We start from the raw sequence: 15,319 nt of genomic DNA, 5'->3' as shown, positions 1-15,319 counted from the left end.
CGTCGGGTTAGGAGTTGGAGTCGGCGTCGGGTTAGGAGTTGGAGTCGGTGTTGGGTTAGGAGTTGGAGTCGGTGTTGGGTTAGGAGTTGGAGTCGGTGTTGGGTTAGGAGTTGGAGTCGGTGTTGGGTTAGGAGTCGGCGTCGGCGTCGGGTTAGGAGTCGGCGTCGGCGTCGGGTTAGGAGTCGGCGTCGGCGTCGGGTTTGGCGTCGGCGTCGGGTTAGGAGTCGGCGTCGGCGTCGGGTTAGGAGTCGGCGTCGGCGTCGGGTTAGGCGTCGGCGTCGGGTTAGGAGTCGGAGTCGGCGTCGGGTTAGGAGTCGGAGTCGGCGTCGGGTTAGGAGTCGGCGTCGGCGTCGGGTTAGGAGTCGGCGTCGGCGTCGGGTTAGGAGTCGGCGTCGGACACTCTGCTAGCACAAATGGACTCCCACCGGCATTAATTACGCTGTAACTGACGCCGGTGACTGTACCGGTGCCGGTAGTTTGCTTTTGAATTGCACTGGCGTCGGGAATTTGAAAGCTGATGGCACTGTTGCTGGGATTGGAGATGACAAATTCAAAGTAGAGAACATCTCCTTGGCTGATGCCGGTGCTGATGCCGGCGCGAAGGGTGTCTATCTCGCGAATGAAGTCGTCTCGCAACTGGGTGAGGGTGTCTGCTTTACTGGGCACTGCCCCCACCATCCCTTGGAAAGCTGTTTCAAATGCTTGATTGACCGGCGTGCTGCCGGTAGATTTGCTCAGCACTCCGATTGCTGCTTGGGTTGCTGCTTCGGCTTCCGTTTGAGTCAAACCGGCAGCAATTAGCCGGTTTTTAACCACGTTCGCCACTACCGAAACGCCTGTCTCCAGTGCTGCCGATCTCTGCAATCCCTCTAGGGTGCTCGCGCGTGTTGGTACGGCGTTTACGACGGCATCTTTAATAACCGTCGCTAGCGTATCGAATGAGGCGTTTGTTGGCTGCCTCGACAGCGCTACTATCGCTGCTATCACCGCTTTTGTGGCTTCTTCTTGGGTGAGCCCGAGTTTCATCAGTTCGTCCGCCAAAGCGCCGGCAAACGCACCCACGACTAACTTATTATTTGCATCTTCAACGCCCCCGGGCGCAATGGATATCTGTCCAGCGGTGACTAGCCCTGTGGCTATCGAATTCGACTGCCCGTTTATTGGCTGGGAATTAACAGAGTCGCTGTAGGTAAAACTGGCTCTATTCTGAACGACTGATCCCGGTATCACGCACTGGGGTTGCTGTTGCGCCAGCGCCGGCAACGGCAAAATTAAGGAGGAGGAATGAAGGACAATCAGGGTGAAAGGCAGGAGAGAAAAGGGAGACGCTTGTCTCTCACTCTTTTCTTCCCACTTCCCACTCTTTGTCTCATTCTTGTCTGGCAAATTCAGGTAGAGCACCTAATTAAACTCCTCCGAAACGCTTTCCCACCGGCAACCTCTTCTGGACTTTCCACCCTGATTGAATACCCACTACCTGTCTCAACTGCTATGTTCCGATATCTCACACCCCATGCTCGATGCCTCACGCCCCCCTTTTACAACTTCCGTTTTCTCAGATTACTTTACTGCGACTTGAAATGTCGCCAGCGCCGCCGCCGGCGCGGTAACTTGAGCGAATTTCCACCGAATGTGGGTGTAGTTTGCCGCTGGTGCCGGCTGTCTGACAGCTCTGCCGTCGGGCTGTAGCACATCAATTTCTGGTGTGGCGCTGTATGTTTTGCCGCTGTCTGTGCTGTAGGTAATCGTCACACTGCCTGCGCCTGTAGCTGAGTTGAGTATATATACCGTCTTCGGCGGAATCGGTTGCGTCAGCACCAGATTTTTCACCTGTCTTTGGCTGCTGGAATTCAAGGATTGCACGAAACGAATTACGTCTCCTGGCTGCACCGGCGCGTCGGAGGCCAATGTTTGCCAGCTCACCTGTTCTTTCCGAAGCCCATCTCGCACTAGAACACGTTTCTGCGCCTCTAAACGCAGTTCGACTGCAGCGTTTTGAGCGATTGGGGCTAACTGCTGACTTGTAGGGCGCTCAATCGTGTCTCGATTTATCGCTTCTGGATCGGAGGCGAAAGATAAATCACTCCGAGAACCCGAATATGAATATAACTGATCGCTTCTCGCCCCACCCGCAGTGGCGGCGAGCAGTGCAACTGCGCTGATACTGGCCATTGCCATACACTTCATATATATATCTTTCAAGAATGCTGAAAATTATCTTTTTTACCCGCAGTAGCCTCTGAGCCACTCCCCCTCGGATACTGTTGGCAATCTGCACTTAAGCCCCTGCTACCCGAAACGTTTGAGTTCTTTTGGCCCTTCGGATACTGTTGGCAATCTGCAATTAAGCCCCTCTTAGCCGAAGCGTGTGAGATATCTTCGACCCTCGGATACTGTTGGCAATTTGTTATTGACATAATTTTATCTATCGTGTATAATTAATATCCCCAATTCCTATCAATTCACCCGGCGCTGGAAGGTGAAGGTGCCCGACTGGCCGGGACCGAGGGGGCCGCGCACCGTGTTAACATACCGGGTGACATCCGTAGCAGCGGTCGTGCCGCCACTGTCGGCGAAGGGCGCGCTAGCCGGTCTGCCGCTAAAGAAGGTGATCGTGCCACCGGCAGAGTCCGCAGCTGTGCCCGGGACATGGCTGGTGTCAATGCCGGTTGTCGGGTTGCTGTCGCCGTCGGCATTGTCCAGGTCAAGCGCCCAGCTGTTGCCAGCGGGGTTGCCCGCAGGATCGTAAGTCGTGCCATCTTCCGTAATTACTATATTGCTAGCGTTTAAAATCCGGTTGCCGGGGCCCCTCGATCCGGCAGAAATGTTGGTGTAAGTCAGCCGGTACTCGATGATATTCCCAGTGACCCCAGTCTTGGAAGCGGTGCTGAAGCTGTCGCTCCCCTGAGGGACATCCGGGCCGGTGCCTTTGAGCAGGCGCGACTCCTTGACAATTCGCAAGAACCCTGTATAAACGCGGTCAATGGTTGTGTTAGCCGGCTCGCCGGCATCAGGGGTTCCATTGCCGCTGGTGTCGATAAATGCCGTCACCGGCACGGGAAATCCCGCCTGCTGGGCAGCCGCCGGCAAATCGGCCCTGACTGTATACTCCGCTGTTTGGTTAGGTGCCAAATTGGGGATTGACAGAGGGGCAGCAGATGTGATAAAGGCGCTGCCGGTGTAAGTGTAAGTGGCGGACTGGTTGCCGTAGGAGAGGGTGACGGTGGTGCCCGCCGGCAGATCGGCGGGATTGGCCGGTGGGGTTGGCACAAGAGTGATGGTAGCGGTAAAGCTGCCGGTGTTTTGCACAGTATTGGTAAAGGTGACGGGCGCGGCATCCACCGGCGCGGAGGGGTCGGTCCCGGCGGGGACTGCTGCCGACAGGTTGGTGAAATCGTCATTATTGTCGGTGGGACCGGTGGCTGCCGGTGCGCCCTGCGGGCCATTGAGGACAGCGCCGGTGAGGACAGTCACGGTAACAGTGGTGTCTTCCCCGCCGGGTCCGGTGCCGGTGCTGTTGTTGCTGGTGTCGGTTCCGTCTGTGGCGGGGTTGGCAATGCCGTAACTGATAACCGGCTCGCCGGGGGTGCCGTCATCATTAAAGTTGTTGGGATTTTGGTCGCCGGATTCGTCGTAAACGATAGCGTTGCGAGCCCCTGAAGTGGAGCCAAAGACTTGGGCGATGTTGGCAATTGAGGTTGTGCCGGTAATGCCGCTGGTAACGGCAGCGAAAGAAAAGCCGGTGACTGTCGTGCCTTTGGGGAGAGTGCCGTCAAAGACAAACCCGACGCGGGTGACATTGGCCAAATTGCCAAGCGCCGGATCGTTGGGATTGCTGTACCACTGGGATTGCAGTGCGGTGAGGGCGGTGGGCGAATCTTTGGTATATATGACCTGCCACCCCGAGGGTGCGGTGGGGGTAGCTGTCAGGCGAGTGCCGGCGGGTACGGCATCGGACACCAAAATCCGCGTTGCGGAATTCCCGTTGAGGGTAATGGGGGTGCCGGTCAAGTCAGCGGCGGCGATGTCCCCTGCGCCTGGCGGAGCCCCCGACCGTATATCTAGGGTTAAGTTATAGGTAATAACATCATCGCTGGGGTTCCCGGGATTGCCGGCATTTACCGGCAGGGCAGCAGTTTTGTAGAGGGCGGCTAGTGCCAGGGGCGGCGCACCGACTGTCGCGCGTTGGGAGTCGCTAGCTTCGCGGGTGCCATTGACCGGCACTCCTGGCGCTTCGCCGGCAACTCCGTCGGGATTGTCGGTGGTGTAAACGTCGTCCGGGTTGGGAGATCGTTCCTGATTTTGGCCGTCGCCGGGGGCGTTGCCGAGACGGACGATGATTTCTTCCCTGGGTGTGGCGGTTGCCGAGACTGTGACAGGCACTCGCACCCGGATTGACTGTGTTGGGGCGAAAGAGGCGGTTTCGACGTAATCGTTCGTGAACGTAAAGCCTGCTAGGCTGGAGGTGGCGGCGATATCAACCCAAGTTGCGCCGCCGTTGGTGCTGATTTGGACTCTGCCGGTGACTGAGCCCGGGCCGGTGACGGTGGCCAAATTGGGAATGTGGAACCGGGTGGGATCGTTGCCGACGTTGGTGACGGTGCAGTCAAAGTACAGGAGTTCGCCGGCAGAAATACTGGTGCTGCCGTCGGCTGCTCGGAAGCCGTCTGCTCTCACCGCGATCCCGGCGACTTCGGCGACTGTAACTGTGACTTTGTTGGATATCACCTCTTGGATTTCTCCGGTGTTGGGGTCAGTATAAGTGCCGGTGGCCTCGTTTTCGATGACTGTGCCGGCTGGGGTGGCCTGAGGGAATGCCGGTGCGAGACAGGTAAACAGCAAAATATGCGGGATCAAGGCAGTCACAAGGGCTGCCCGCCGCTGTTGCTGTTTGCGTTTTGTAGTGCCACCTGTAAGGGGGCGAGCACGCCGGGGGGCGTGGCGGGACGCGCCCTGACTGGCCCCGCAGGATAGGGCCTGGTGGGCGGCAGGTTGTTTGCGCGATTTCACTGGCTGAGACCCCTCAGGGTAGACGCCCTTCTTTTCGGAGATTACCCATTTCCACACACACTCTTAACAGGCGTTGTATAAGTTTATCTTTTGTATGAAAAGTTTATAATAAGTAAAAGCAAAGCTCAGTTGCGCCCACTTGTGCTTGTGACAGGGGCCGATTGGGCCCGTAGGGCTGGTCATTGGCTTGCTGGCGGCTGATTGCGGCTAATCAGGGAGATATGATATTGTTAGAAACAAAACCAAAAGCGGGTATTGTCTTGTTTTTAACCAGGAAGAAATAGGGGTCAGTCGCCGCACGGTCACCGCCCGACGTCTAGAAGTGGCCCGAAGCCCCTTGCTCGCCCCTAAAGAAACCCAGTTTCTGCTAATATTTGACCTGCGCTCTAAAGGGGAATAGAGGCAAAAGCGGGGTGCGTTCCCTTTGGGAACGCTTGTTTGGAAGGGGGGAAGATTGTACTCCAATGCTGTGCCTCCCCGCTGATACTTTGGGAAAAGAGGGAGGCTTTGAGGGGAAGTGAAGTGTTATTTCTGAAGGATAGAAAGCTGGCCTTCAGACTCGCACTTCACAGGTCAAAGGGTCCTCTATAGCTTAATCAATCACCGCCCATATCGCCCCAATTGCCTGCTACGACTGCGCTCATGTAAAGGATTAAGACACTGGAAAAGATGACTGTTACCATGATGAAAAACACCCTTTTTTGAAACACCCAGATTGCAAAAACAGCCTTCTCTCACTGGAAATTAATGAAAGAAGGAAAGGTCAGTCTAAGCGGGAGCGAGAGAAAATTTTATTTCTGTCAGTCCCTGAACTTTGTCCTGGCTCGCTCCACTAGCCGGGGACTGATGCCCCAGGCAGAAGCTCGCTCAAGAGTAACCCGTGACTTCTTGCCACCTAGATAACCTCCTGGTTTTTACAGGGATGGCCATTGATTGGCCTGCTGGCATTTTAAGATAGAGGCCAGGGGCGGTCTGAAATCAGGAATCTGAGTCAAGAATTATTATATCTCTTTTGTGAAAAATTCTTATAGCAATAGTCATATGAGTTAAGACAATAGGAGCTTCGGGAGCTCTGGAGCAAGGGAGGCCGGAATGTACCTTCCCTAAATGCCTACTGCTATATAGACGTAGGGCAGGCGTCCCGCCGCCCCTGAAGGTCTAATGTTGTAACCTAAGTGCATACTGCTATAACTCCCCAAGGTGGAAGATTTAGTTAAGACTCAAAAGAGTCCTGGGAATCGTTGCACGTTGGGAAAAAAGTATTGCAGTAAGGCAGCAGGGTAGATAGGGAGAGGGCCTCACCGGCATCCCTAAGAGTACCCCGGGCTGCCTAAATGCGCCAGTATGTAGCGCCTGTAACGCACCTCACTGCAGTCGAAGGCAAGCGCGGAGGCGTGGCGGGAAACAAAATTGCTGTGGCTTCCCGCAGGAGCCACAGCTGTCAGGATGTCAAGGGGGGGTGAAAATCAGAGAAACCCCCGAGAACAGCCTAAGAATTCACTGCTTTTTGCTTTTTGCGACCGCTCAGGAAACCCATACTGCCGGCAGCCAGCAAGCCAAAGACGACGCCCGGTTCAGGAACCTTACTGGGGGGCGCTACCGTTCCCAGAGAGCCACCTTTAATGAACACGCCTGAATCCCAGCCGCTATCGCCCACATCCTTAATCTTGATGCTGAGAGTGTTCTTGGCGTTTTTATTGAGCAGCCCCTCAAAGGCCAGCACTTTGGTGAAGCCATCTAATTGAGTGTCATTGGTGGCGATACCGCCGGTATTGTCGGTGAAGTCGGGGTGATAGGGTCCGCCCGGGTTGGGCACGAGGTTGTTGATGGTAACGGTCTGCCCGTCGCTCAACTTGGCCAGGTTAGTGCCGTTGAGCAGCAGTTCAAAAGAGTCGTTGTATGAAGAACCCCCATACTCTACGAACTCTTCCGATCCGAAGACATATTGGAAGAACACTTTGTCTGCAGTGCTGTCGGCGTCAAAGCTGATTTCGAGCTTAGCCAGATCGTAGGAGCCGGGAGTGTCCCCTGAAGTTCCAAAAGAACCGCTTTTGCTTCCAGAATTATTCGGCCCAAGGAGAGCGGTGGCGTACCCTGTACTGAGGGCGACGCCTGACCCCAAGCCGAAGGGATCGCCAGTGAAAAGGCCAAAGGCAGCGGCATTGCCGGTGGTGGTGACAGAGAAGTTGCTCAGTCCAGTAGTGGTGCCGAGGAGTGAGTTGAGCAAGTCGGAACCGTTGCTGTTTTGGGTGATGGTGAAGCCAAAAGCTGGTGCGCCGGCAATGCTTAGGCTAGCAGTCAGGGCAGCAGCGGCACCGGAGAAGGTTCTGCGCAAGAGTTTCATAGCTAGATTTCTCTCAAAATAAGAAAAAGAGAGAGTAGGAATGCATTCCCTGAGTCACTTTTTGCTCCGTCTGTCCCGAAAGTGGGCAGGCAATATGCTGTTCAGGCCAATTCCAGTGGGAGTGCGCTCAGGGAAAATTCCATATACCTCCCCATTAAGCAGCATTTTACAGAACTCTGGGTGACTTGAATCACTGCCAACCTGTGTTTTGGCTAAAAAAAAGTGCCCACCGTCTTGCCCAGCGCCTAAAAGCCTTATAATTTCTGGCTTTTGAGTTGTGTGAAGTTTCTGTAAAGGGCGTGTGATTTTTTGATGAAGATAGGGGAGACAATAATTTCTACCCTTGGCAATTAAAGTGCGGATGGCCCTAAGCTCTCAAACCGGCGGCGGACGGTGGCACGGCATCCAGAGAATGTCACGTCTGGCTGCATTGCGGGCACCGGCAGATTGATGGGAGCACCGGCGAAGAAATTCACTGCCGGCTCTCAACCGGCTGCATTGAATGGACAGGATCGCTGGACACGAGCCGGTGAGCCTGGGTCAAGCTGCTTCTGCTGAGAAAGCCGGTGAGCGCAGAAATGACCGGGTTTCCTCACACAGGAGATTGAGCTTTTTGGTGGTTTCTGCTAAAGAGCAATGTTCTGAGAGCGATTAGTCATTACCTGAGGGTTGAAACTCAAAACCATTGGCCTCGGCGTAGCGGTTGAAGAACCGCATCACCCGCTCAAAAGCAGGTTCGGAGTTGACTTCAAAGGAACACTCGGCTTTGGAAAAGTCGTCGTCATCAGCAAAGAAAAACTTAATGCCACTGGGAGTGACTTGAATTTCCCCTTCTTCGTCGCGCAAATAGAGAGTATCGATTCGATTTTTAAAGCTGCGCCCTTTCTCCATCGCCTGAAGGCGCTCAAAAATCAAAATTACGATTTTTGTCGAGGAATTGCGGCGCTTGCGCAGGCTAATCTGGCTAATTTCTTCGTTCAGTCCATCGATAAATTGCACGGATACTGCAGCCACAGGACACCCGTAAATAAAGTTCTATCTTAGGGTATCATGTTAAGGGCATGGGGCATGGGCGTGGGGGATGGGGGATGGGGGATGGGGTTAATTATCAATTTCTCCCCCAAAACCGAACTCCTAACCGCTAATCCCTAACCCCTGAAATGAGCGCAGTGCTGGAGAAACCGGGCCGGCATTTCTGGGCGAGCGCCCCAGTGGAGGTGGATGTAGGAGGCGTGCAGCCGGTGCAACCGCCACCCTTCAAATTCTGGCTGCACCGGCACCTTCTGACTGTAGCGCCTGGTTTGGTAGAGTGGGGCAGAGGGTGTAGCACTCAGCTGAGAGCGGTGAAACTCATGTCCGCAAACTGTCTGGCCGGCACTGAGTAAGGGGCTGTCTTGCAGGGCGGTGGCGTGCCGGTATCCCAGCGTCAGGCCCTTGCCCATGACCGCGTTTGCCGGCAGCACCCCCGCCACGGGCCATGACTGGCCATCAAAATCTGCGATTTCTTGACACAAATACATCAGGCCGCCGCACTCGGCCACTGCTGGCATCCCGGACTGAATGGCGGTGCGAACGGCTTCGCGGGCGCTTCGGCTGGCGCTCAATTCGCGGACAAAGACTTCTGGAAAGCCGCCGCCAAAGTAAAGTCCGCAGACGCCATCGGGGATGCGGGTGTCTGTGAGGGGGCTCCAGAATACCAGTTCTGCCCCCAGCTGTTGCAGCAAGTCGAGGTTGTCTTGGTAGTAGAAGCTGAAGGCGGAGTCGCGGGCGACGGCTATCGGGATTTTGGTTTTTGAACTGCAGGGGGAGGCTGACAAACGCAGATGAGTGTCTGTCTGCGGGTCTCCTTGCAGTGCTGCGGTTTTGCCGTCAGTCCTCAGCAGTGGCAGCAGCCGGTTCCAGTCGAATGCATCATACCCTATGTGAGCTAATTTGTCAAGGATTTCTTTTAAATTTGTCATTTCGGCCACCGGCAGCAGACCGAGATGGCGGTCGGGGATGGAGATGTCATCTTGGCGGCGCAGCACGCCGAGTACGGGAAGTTGCAGGGGTTCCAGGGCGTCTTGAAGGAGTTCCAGGTGCCGGTCGCTGCCAACCCGATTAAGAATTGCGCCGGCAATTTTAATGCGGGGGTCAAAGGAGCGGTAGCCGTGTGCGATAGCCGCCACAGAACCGGAGAGCCGGCTGCAATCGATAACCAGGAGCACCGGCAAATCCAGCAAGCGGGCGATATGAGCGGTACTGGCAAAATCGGTGAGGGAATCAGGGGGTGTGGCCGTGGTGGCGATGAATTCGGTTGCGAAGGCCGGTGGCGAAACCCCGGGGACTCCATCAAACAAACCCATCACCCCTTCGACTGTGGCGTATTCGGCGTCGGAGGTGTGGCGGGCGAAACATTGCCGGACGTAAGCTTCAGAAGTGAGCAGCGGGTCTAAATTGCGACAGGGGCGACCGGTGACGTGCCGGTGAAACATCGGGTCGATGTAATCGGGGCCCACTTTAAAAGATTGAACGTTTAAACCCTGACGTTTTAATGCCGCGAGCAGGGCGAGGGTGACAGTTGTCTTGCCGGCACCGCTGCTAGGGCCGGCGATTGCGAGAGCCATTTTTCATTTTTGATGCGAGAGCCTTTTTGGAAGCCGTGGGGGTAAGCCAGACAGATAAAAGATGTTTCAATCCCGTTGCCAAAGATTCGCTGGCCAAAAATCTTCTCCTCCTGCAACCTGCTGAAATCATTGTCGCATTGATATGGGCTTCTTTGCACAACCCTTGATGCTCCCGGCCTAATTATTCATGACCCGTTACCTGTCACCCACTAGAGAGCCGGTCTTGTAATAGAAGAAACCGGGTTTCTTTGGATGGGATCTCCATTATTCGGGCAATTAGCCCTAAGAAACCCGGTTTCTCACCGCTGCAGCAGAATACAAGAGCTGCTCTCTAACCGTTAGGGATTAGCTAATCCCAGAATTTGCGCCGTAACGGCGAAGCTTTCTTCGTAGAGCATATCTCGGCCCCAGCGCTGGAGCTGCTGAGCGAGCAGCGCCTCCGCCTTGAGGTCAGACATCGGTGCGACTTGCTGGATGCGGTAGGCTTGGGCACCGCCGTGAGCCTCCATGCGCATGCAGCCAGTGGTTTCAGAACACAGTACCGTATTGCAGTCAGCCTCGGGATTGGTAGAGCTCAGGCGCAGAGCGATCAAGTCGCCGGGGATGTCGCCCCAGTCGGCGGTGGGAATCCCAGCCAATTCAGCGTCCACAGGTCGCTGGTCTTGGGTGAGGAATTTAATCCGCTCAATCTGGTAATCTCCGCCTTCGTTTTGGTAGGAGACGGGTTGCCAGTGAAGCCGGCTAGCCAGCCAGCCCAAAAACATGAGGGCTTGAGCGGGATTCCCCTGCTCGTAATCGATCGTTACGCGGTCAACATCCTTGAGGGCGGCGCGGCGTTGCGGCGGGTCGAAGGCTTCAGCGGTCAGCTCTTGCCAAGCGGCAAGCCTGCGCCAATTGAGGTCAGCAACGGGAATGCCGGCATCGATGAGGTTCTGAAGCCCGAGCAGGTCTTCTTGAGGGCTGTTAAACGTGCTTGAGTCAACGATGACGGAATTGCACTGCTCTGACAGCCGCTTGAACAGGCCGTGATTGAGATCGGGAGTGGCTTTCCACCAGAGGAACTTGGGCAGCTCCCCAATCAGAAGGGCGGCGATCATGCCCCCCACCCGTTCTAGGGCTTCCACGGTTCCCGTGAGGGTGATGTACTCGCAGCAGACGAGGGTGCTGTCGCTGTGTTTTTGCACGGGGCAGTAGGCGGAGACTTGAGCGCTGACGCCTTCATCGAAGCCGCTGACAGGGCAGAGGGTGATGATGCGGCAGGGGTTGCGAGAGGCGATCTCGTCGGCGATCGAGCCTCTGGCATCGAGAGCGTACTGGATGCGGCTCTTGCCATTTTCGGAAGCTTTCTCGCCCGACGCCCGCTGTTTGGCATAGGCTTCTCGCAAGTGGTCGAGCGTTTGGGGATTCGGCTTGCCGGTCACTGGCAGGCCGTATGCTTTCTGGGCCTCCATGAGGGCCGCCTCCATGCGCGGGCCCAAGATGCCGTCAATCGGGCCGGTGTAAAACCCCAGGGCTGCGAGCAGGTGTTGGGTTTCTTCGGGTTCGTAGATCAGCAAGCTAAAGGTAGCGGCCCGGGTGGCTGCCGGCACGCTCCCCTCATCGCCCAGGGTGTTGAAAGCTTGCCAGATTTTACTCAGTTCCGCCTCAAGTTCAGTAATGGAAACATCTTTAGGCGGCTGCAGGGAAACAACAGGAGCAGTTTGTGGGGTCATGTGAGTTCTCCGGTCTTGGTTGTTAAATGGTGGGGGGTGGGGGAATGGGGCAGTGGGCGTGGGGCGATTTTGGATGCAAGGATGCCCGGATGCAAGGATGCAACGATGCCCGGATGCAAGGATTGGGGATTGGGGATTGAATGTATTGAAAGGGTGCAAGGGTGCAAGGGTGCAAGGGTGCCCCATGCCCCCCAAGCCGCTGCCCCCATGCCCGTCTACAGTCTGCGCCACCGGCGACCGTCGCGGTTAATCAGGAGTTCGGCCTCATTGGGCTCCCAGGTGCCCGCTTCGTACTGGGGAATAGACGCCGGATCGGTGGGGGCTTCCCAGGCGGCGAGGGCCGGCATGACAACGCGCCATGCTTCTTCGACCTCATCGGCGCGGGTGAACAGAGTCTGGTCGCCCAGCATGCAATCTAACAGCAGGCGTTCGTAGGCGTCGCCTGTGGTTTTGCCGAAGGTGGAGCCGTAGCTGAAGTCCATATCCACGGGCCGGGTGCGCAGGTCGGAACCAGGCATTTTCACCTCAAAGCGCATGGAAATGCCTTCATTGGGCTGGATGCGCAGGGCGAGTATGTTGGGGCTGGCCTGCTGGGCGGCGGACTGGAAGATCAGCAGGGGCACTTCGCGGAACTGGATGGCGATTTCTGTGACTTTTTTGGGCAGGCGCTTGCCGGTGCGCATATAGAAGGGCACACCTTTCCAGCGCCAGTTATCGACACCCAGCTTCATGGCCACATAAGTGGGGGTGATGGAGTTGGGGTTAACTCCGGGCTCCTGCCGGTATCCCGGCACTGGCTCGCCCTTCATCCAGCCGGGGCCGTACTGCCCCCGGACTGCGGAATACTCGAGGTTGCGGATATCGGTCAGGTGAGTCGCCTGCAGCACCTTGACTTTTTCGGTGCGGATGCTGTCAGCGTTGAGGGAGTTGGGCGGCTCCATTGCTGTGAGGCAGAACAGCTGCATCAGGTGATTTTGCACCATGTCTCGCAGAGCGCCGGAGCTTTCGTAGTAGCCGGCGCGGTCTTCTACGCCCACGGTTTCGGCTACGGTTATCTGGACGTGATCGACAAACTGGCGATTCCACAGGGGTTCAAAGATGGCGTTGGCAAAGCGGAAGACCAGGAGGTTCTGAACGGTTTCTTTGCCGAGGTAGTGGTCGATGCGATAAATCTGCTGTTCTTTGCAGACTTGCTGCACCACCCGGTTGAGCTGCTGGGCTGAGCTCGAATCCCGGCCAAAAGGTTTTTCAATCACCAGGCGGGTTTTGACCGGATCTGCCAGCATCCCCGCCCCGCCGAGCTGGCGGATTGCCTCTGGGAAGAATTTGGGGGAAACAGACAGGTAGAACACCCGGTTGCCTCGCGTGCCCCGCTGAGTGTCCAGCTCACTCAAGAAAGCTTTCAGCTTTTGGTAGTCAGCTGGGGCGTCGATGTCACCTGAGAAATAGAACAGACCTCGGGCGAAGTCTTGCCACACTTCTTCAATGCCAATGCCGGTGGAAAACTGCTCGATGCCTTCGCGCATCTGCTCGCGGAAATAGTCGTGGCTCCACGGGCGTCGCGCCACACCCACGATGGTGATTTCTGGCGGCAGGCGGCGTTCTTGTTTCAGCTGATAGATTGCCGGCACCAGTTTGCGCTGAGTGAGGTCGCCCGACGCCCCGAAGATTACCAGAATCAGGGGTTCGGGGGTGCGTTCCTGGCGCAACCCAACGCGCAGGGGGTTTTCCAGCAGTGTGACCATCTACTTTTTTGCTCCTTCAATTGCTTCTAATCTGCTTAACAGAGAATTTCCTTGTGCTGTTATAGCGTTAATTTTGTCTTCATATTCACTCCTGATTTCTTCCCTGATTTGCTCCCGCTCCAGAGTGATCCGGTACTGCCAATCTTTCTCCCATCGCCGAAGTTCTGCTCTGAGATCCTGGTTTTCCCCTCTAAGCCGCTCGAGTTCAGCAGCCACCTCTGCAGCGCGGCGCTGTCTTTCCAGGTTTTGCTGCCTGATGCGCTCTTTGAGCCGCTGATTCTCCTGACGCAACGGCTCCACTTCTGAGGGGGGCTCCCCAGGGGGAGGCTTCACCCCGGTGCCATAATGTTCGTCAACCAGGCGCTGAACTGCAGTGCCGGTGGGAATGCCGTTGGATGCGAGCGCTACTGCCTTCTGCCAGATTTCCACCTGAGCATCTTTTGGCAGTCCCGTCAGGGGGCGGACTTGACGCTCACTGGTTGGAATTTGTGCACCAAGGGCAGACAAATTTTCTACAATCTGTGCGGCGTCAATCAACTGATAGGCTCTCCGTCTTGCTATTCCCCACTTGTCCTGACAGTAACCCTGAAAGGTGTTGTGGGTTTCCCGGTAGAGTCTCTTGTCACAAATCTCGTCGAGAGCCTTGCCGACCTGGGAAAAGAGATGAACTTCTTGATCGATGAGGGATTCTAGCTGTTCAAGCCTAGCTCGCTCACTGCCATTGAGCCGATCTGTTGCCAGTGGGCCACTAGGCGTCGGATTTGGAGTTTCCATAATATTTCTCCAAAAATTGACGGCTGCTGCCAGATTTCGAGTTGAACTGCTCAAGGCAGTCCGGTCAGGAGGCTGACTTGACACTTTCGGGCTGGGATGTGTGTACCATTGGTACACAAATTTTCTCCAGCCCCGGCGGGGTGATGAAACCGACCGGCTCAAGGCAGTCCCGATCTCAACTGACTTGACACTTTCGGGCTGGGATGTGTGTACCATTGGTACACAAATTTTCTCCAGCCCCGGCGGGGTGATGAAACCGACCGGCTCAAGGCAGTCCCGATCTCAACTGACTTGACACTTTCGGGCTGGGATGTGTGTACCATTGGTACACAAATTTTCTCCAGCCCCGGCGGGGTGATGACACTGATCGGCTCAAGGCAGTCCCGAACGCAACTGACTTGACACTTTCGGGCTGGGATGTGTGTACCATTGGTACACAAATTTTCTCCAGCCCCGGCGGGGTGATGACACTGATCGGCTCAAGGCAGTCCCGAACGCAACTGACTTGACACTTTCGGGCTGGGATGTGTGTACCATTGGTACACAAATTTTCTCCAGCCCCGGCGGGGTGATGAAACCGACCGGCTCAAGGCAGTCCCGAACGCAACTGACTTGACACTTTCGGGCTGGGATGTGTGTACCATTGGTACACAAATTTTCTCCAGCCCCGGCGGGGTGATGAAACCGACCGGCTCAAGGCAGTCCCGAACGCAACTGACTTGACACTTTCGGGCTCGGATGTGTGTACCATTGGTACACAAATTTTCTCCAGCCCCGGCGGGGTGATTAAACCGACCGGCTCAAGGCAGTCCTGATCTCAACTGACTTGACACTTTTGGGCTCGGATGTGTGTACCATTGGTACACAAATTTTCTCCAGCCCCGGCGGGGTGATGAAACCGACCGGCTCAAGGCAGTCCCGATCTCAACTGACTTGACACTTTCGGGCTCGGATGTGTGTACCATTGGTACACAAATTTTCTCCAGCCCCGGCGGGGTGATTAAACCTTGAGCGGCTCTCGATCTGGTTATGGACAGGCGAGACGCCTGTTCAACGTCGGGGCGTTACACCGGCTGCAGCTGCTTGACTTTCCCTTCCAGGGATTTGATCAGGGAGTCAAACGGCTGG

Annotated in this window: 11 protein-coding genes; 1 reads left to right on the top strand and 10 read right to left on the bottom strand. The window is 56.0% G+C overall.

Features of this window, described 5'->3' with window-relative positions:
- The 5 genes from OSC10802_RS53195 to OSC10802_RS55800 form a co-directional block, all read right to left on the bottom strand.
- Window positions 1-1,401, bottom strand: a 1,401-nt coding sequence (locus OSC10802_RS53195) for a hypothetical protein (protein ID WP_198525172.1), incomplete at its 3' end; no start/stop codon positions are given.
- Window positions 1,402-1,560: 159 nt separating this feature from the next.
- Complete coding sequence (locus tag OSC10802_RS41390; protein ID WP_017719166.1) at window positions 1,561-2,172, bottom strand: hypothetical protein; 612 nt, start codon at window positions 2,170-2,172, stop codon at window positions 1,561-1,563.
- Between the two features lie 285 nt (window positions 2,173-2,457).
- Complete coding sequence (locus OSC10802_RS0123205) at window positions 2,458-4,866, bottom strand: DUF7925 domain-containing protein (protein WP_044171394.1); 2,409 nt, start codon at window positions 4,864-4,866, stop codon at window positions 2,458-2,460.
- Window positions 4,867-6,499: 1,633 nt separating this feature from the next.
- Window positions 6,500-7,354 carry a choice-of-anchor L family PEP-CTERM protein gene (locus OSC10802_RS0123200; protein WP_017719164.1) on the bottom strand — a complete coding sequence of 285 codons (855 nt, stop codon included), beginning with the start codon at window positions 7,352-7,354 and terminating at the stop codon, window positions 6,500-6,502.
- A 350-nt stretch (window positions 7,355-7,704) separates the two neighbouring features.
- Window positions 7,705-7,830 carry a hypothetical protein gene (locus tag OSC10802_RS55800; RefSeq protein ID WP_255349164.1) on the bottom strand — a complete coding sequence of 42 codons (126 nt, stop codon included), beginning with the start codon at window positions 7,828-7,830 and terminating at the stop codon, window positions 7,705-7,707.
- 26 nt (window positions 7,831-7,856) lie between these two features.
- Here OSC10802_RS55800 and OSC10802_RS50785 point away from each other — a divergent pair, with 26 nt between their 5' ends.
- Window positions 7,857-8,009 (top strand): hypothetical protein, encoded by a 153-nt coding sequence (locus tag OSC10802_RS50785; RefSeq protein ID WP_017719163.1) that lies wholly within the window; start codon window positions 7,857-7,859, stop codon window positions 8,007-8,009.
- On the opposite strand, the gene psb28 is transcribed toward OSC10802_RS50785, so the two are convergent.
- The 5 genes from psb28 to OSC10802_RS0123170 form a co-directional block, all read right to left on the bottom strand.
- Window positions 8,006-8,368: a photosystem II reaction center protein Psb28 gene (psb28, locus tag OSC10802_RS0123190; RefSeq protein ID WP_017719162.1), complete on the bottom strand. Its 363-nt coding sequence runs from the start codon at window positions 8,366-8,368 to the stop codon at window positions 8,006-8,008. The two genes, OSC10802_RS50785 and psb28, sit on opposite strands and share 4 nt — an antisense overlap.
- A gap of 134 nt (window positions 8,369-8,502) precedes the next feature.
- On the bottom strand, window positions 8,503-9,960 hold the full coding sequence (locus tag OSC10802_RS0123185) for a cobyrinic acid a,c-diamide synthase CobB (protein ID WP_017719161.1): 1,458 nt from the start codon (window positions 9,958-9,960) through the stop codon (window positions 8,503-8,505).
- A 338-nt stretch (window positions 9,961-10,298) separates the two neighbouring features.
- Window positions 10,299-11,672, bottom strand: a complete 1,374-nt coding sequence (gene opcA, locus OSC10802_RS0123180; RefSeq protein WP_017719160.1) for a glucose-6-phosphate dehydrogenase assembly protein OpcA — start codon at window positions 11,670-11,672, stop codon at window positions 10,299-10,301.
- Window positions 11,673-11,887: 215 nt separating this feature from the next.
- Window positions 11,888-13,417, bottom strand: a complete 1,530-nt coding sequence (gene zwf, locus OSC10802_RS0123175) for a glucose-6-phosphate dehydrogenase (RefSeq protein ID WP_017719159.1) — start codon at window positions 13,415-13,417, stop codon at window positions 11,888-11,890.
- Window positions 13,418-14,407 (bottom strand): hypothetical protein, encoded by a 990-nt coding sequence (locus OSC10802_RS0123170; RefSeq protein ID WP_232731733.1) that lies wholly within the window; start codon window positions 14,405-14,407, stop codon window positions 13,418-13,420.
- Window positions 14,408-15,319: the final 912 nt, after the last annotated feature.

Source organism: Kamptonema formosum PCC 10802, from assembly GCF_000332335.1.
Classification (GTDB): domain Bacteria; phylum Cyanobacteriota; class Cyanobacteriia; order Cyanobacteriales; family Oscillatoriaceae; genus Oscillatoria.
Note: the sequence above shows the minus strand (reverse complement) of the source record. Positions and strands in the feature narration are given on the sequence as shown.

Bases quoted from the DNA above. Each gene is read 5' to 3' on its own strand.
- OSC10802_RS41390 (WP_017719166.1), bottom strand. From the start codon at position 2,172: ATGGCCAGTATCAGCGCAGTTGCACTGCTCGCCGCCACTGCGGGTGGG.
- OSC10802_RS0123200 (WP_017719164.1), bottom strand. From the start codon at position 7,354: ATGAAACTCTTGCGCAGAACCTTCTCCGGTGCCGCTGCTGCCCTGACT.
- OSC10802_RS50785 (WP_017719163.1), top strand. From the start codon at position 7,857: ATGGACAGGATCGCTGGACACGAGCCGGTGAGCCTGGGTCAAGCTGCT.
- OSC10802_RS0123185 (WP_017719161.1), bottom strand. From the start codon at position 9,960: ATGGCTCTCGCAATCGCCGGCCCTAGCAGCGGTGCCGGCAAGACAACT.
- opcA (WP_017719160.1), bottom strand. From the start codon at position 11,672: ATGACCCCACAAACTGCTCCTGTTGTTTCCCTGCAGCCGCCTAAAGAT.
- zwf (WP_017719159.1), bottom strand. From the start codon at position 13,417: ATGGTCACACTGCTGGAAAACCCCCTGCGCGTTGGGTTGCGCCAGGAA.
- OSC10802_RS0123170 (WP_232731733.1), bottom strand. From the start codon at position 14,407: ATGGTACACACATCCCAGCCCGAAAGTGTCAAGTCAGTTGAGATCGGG.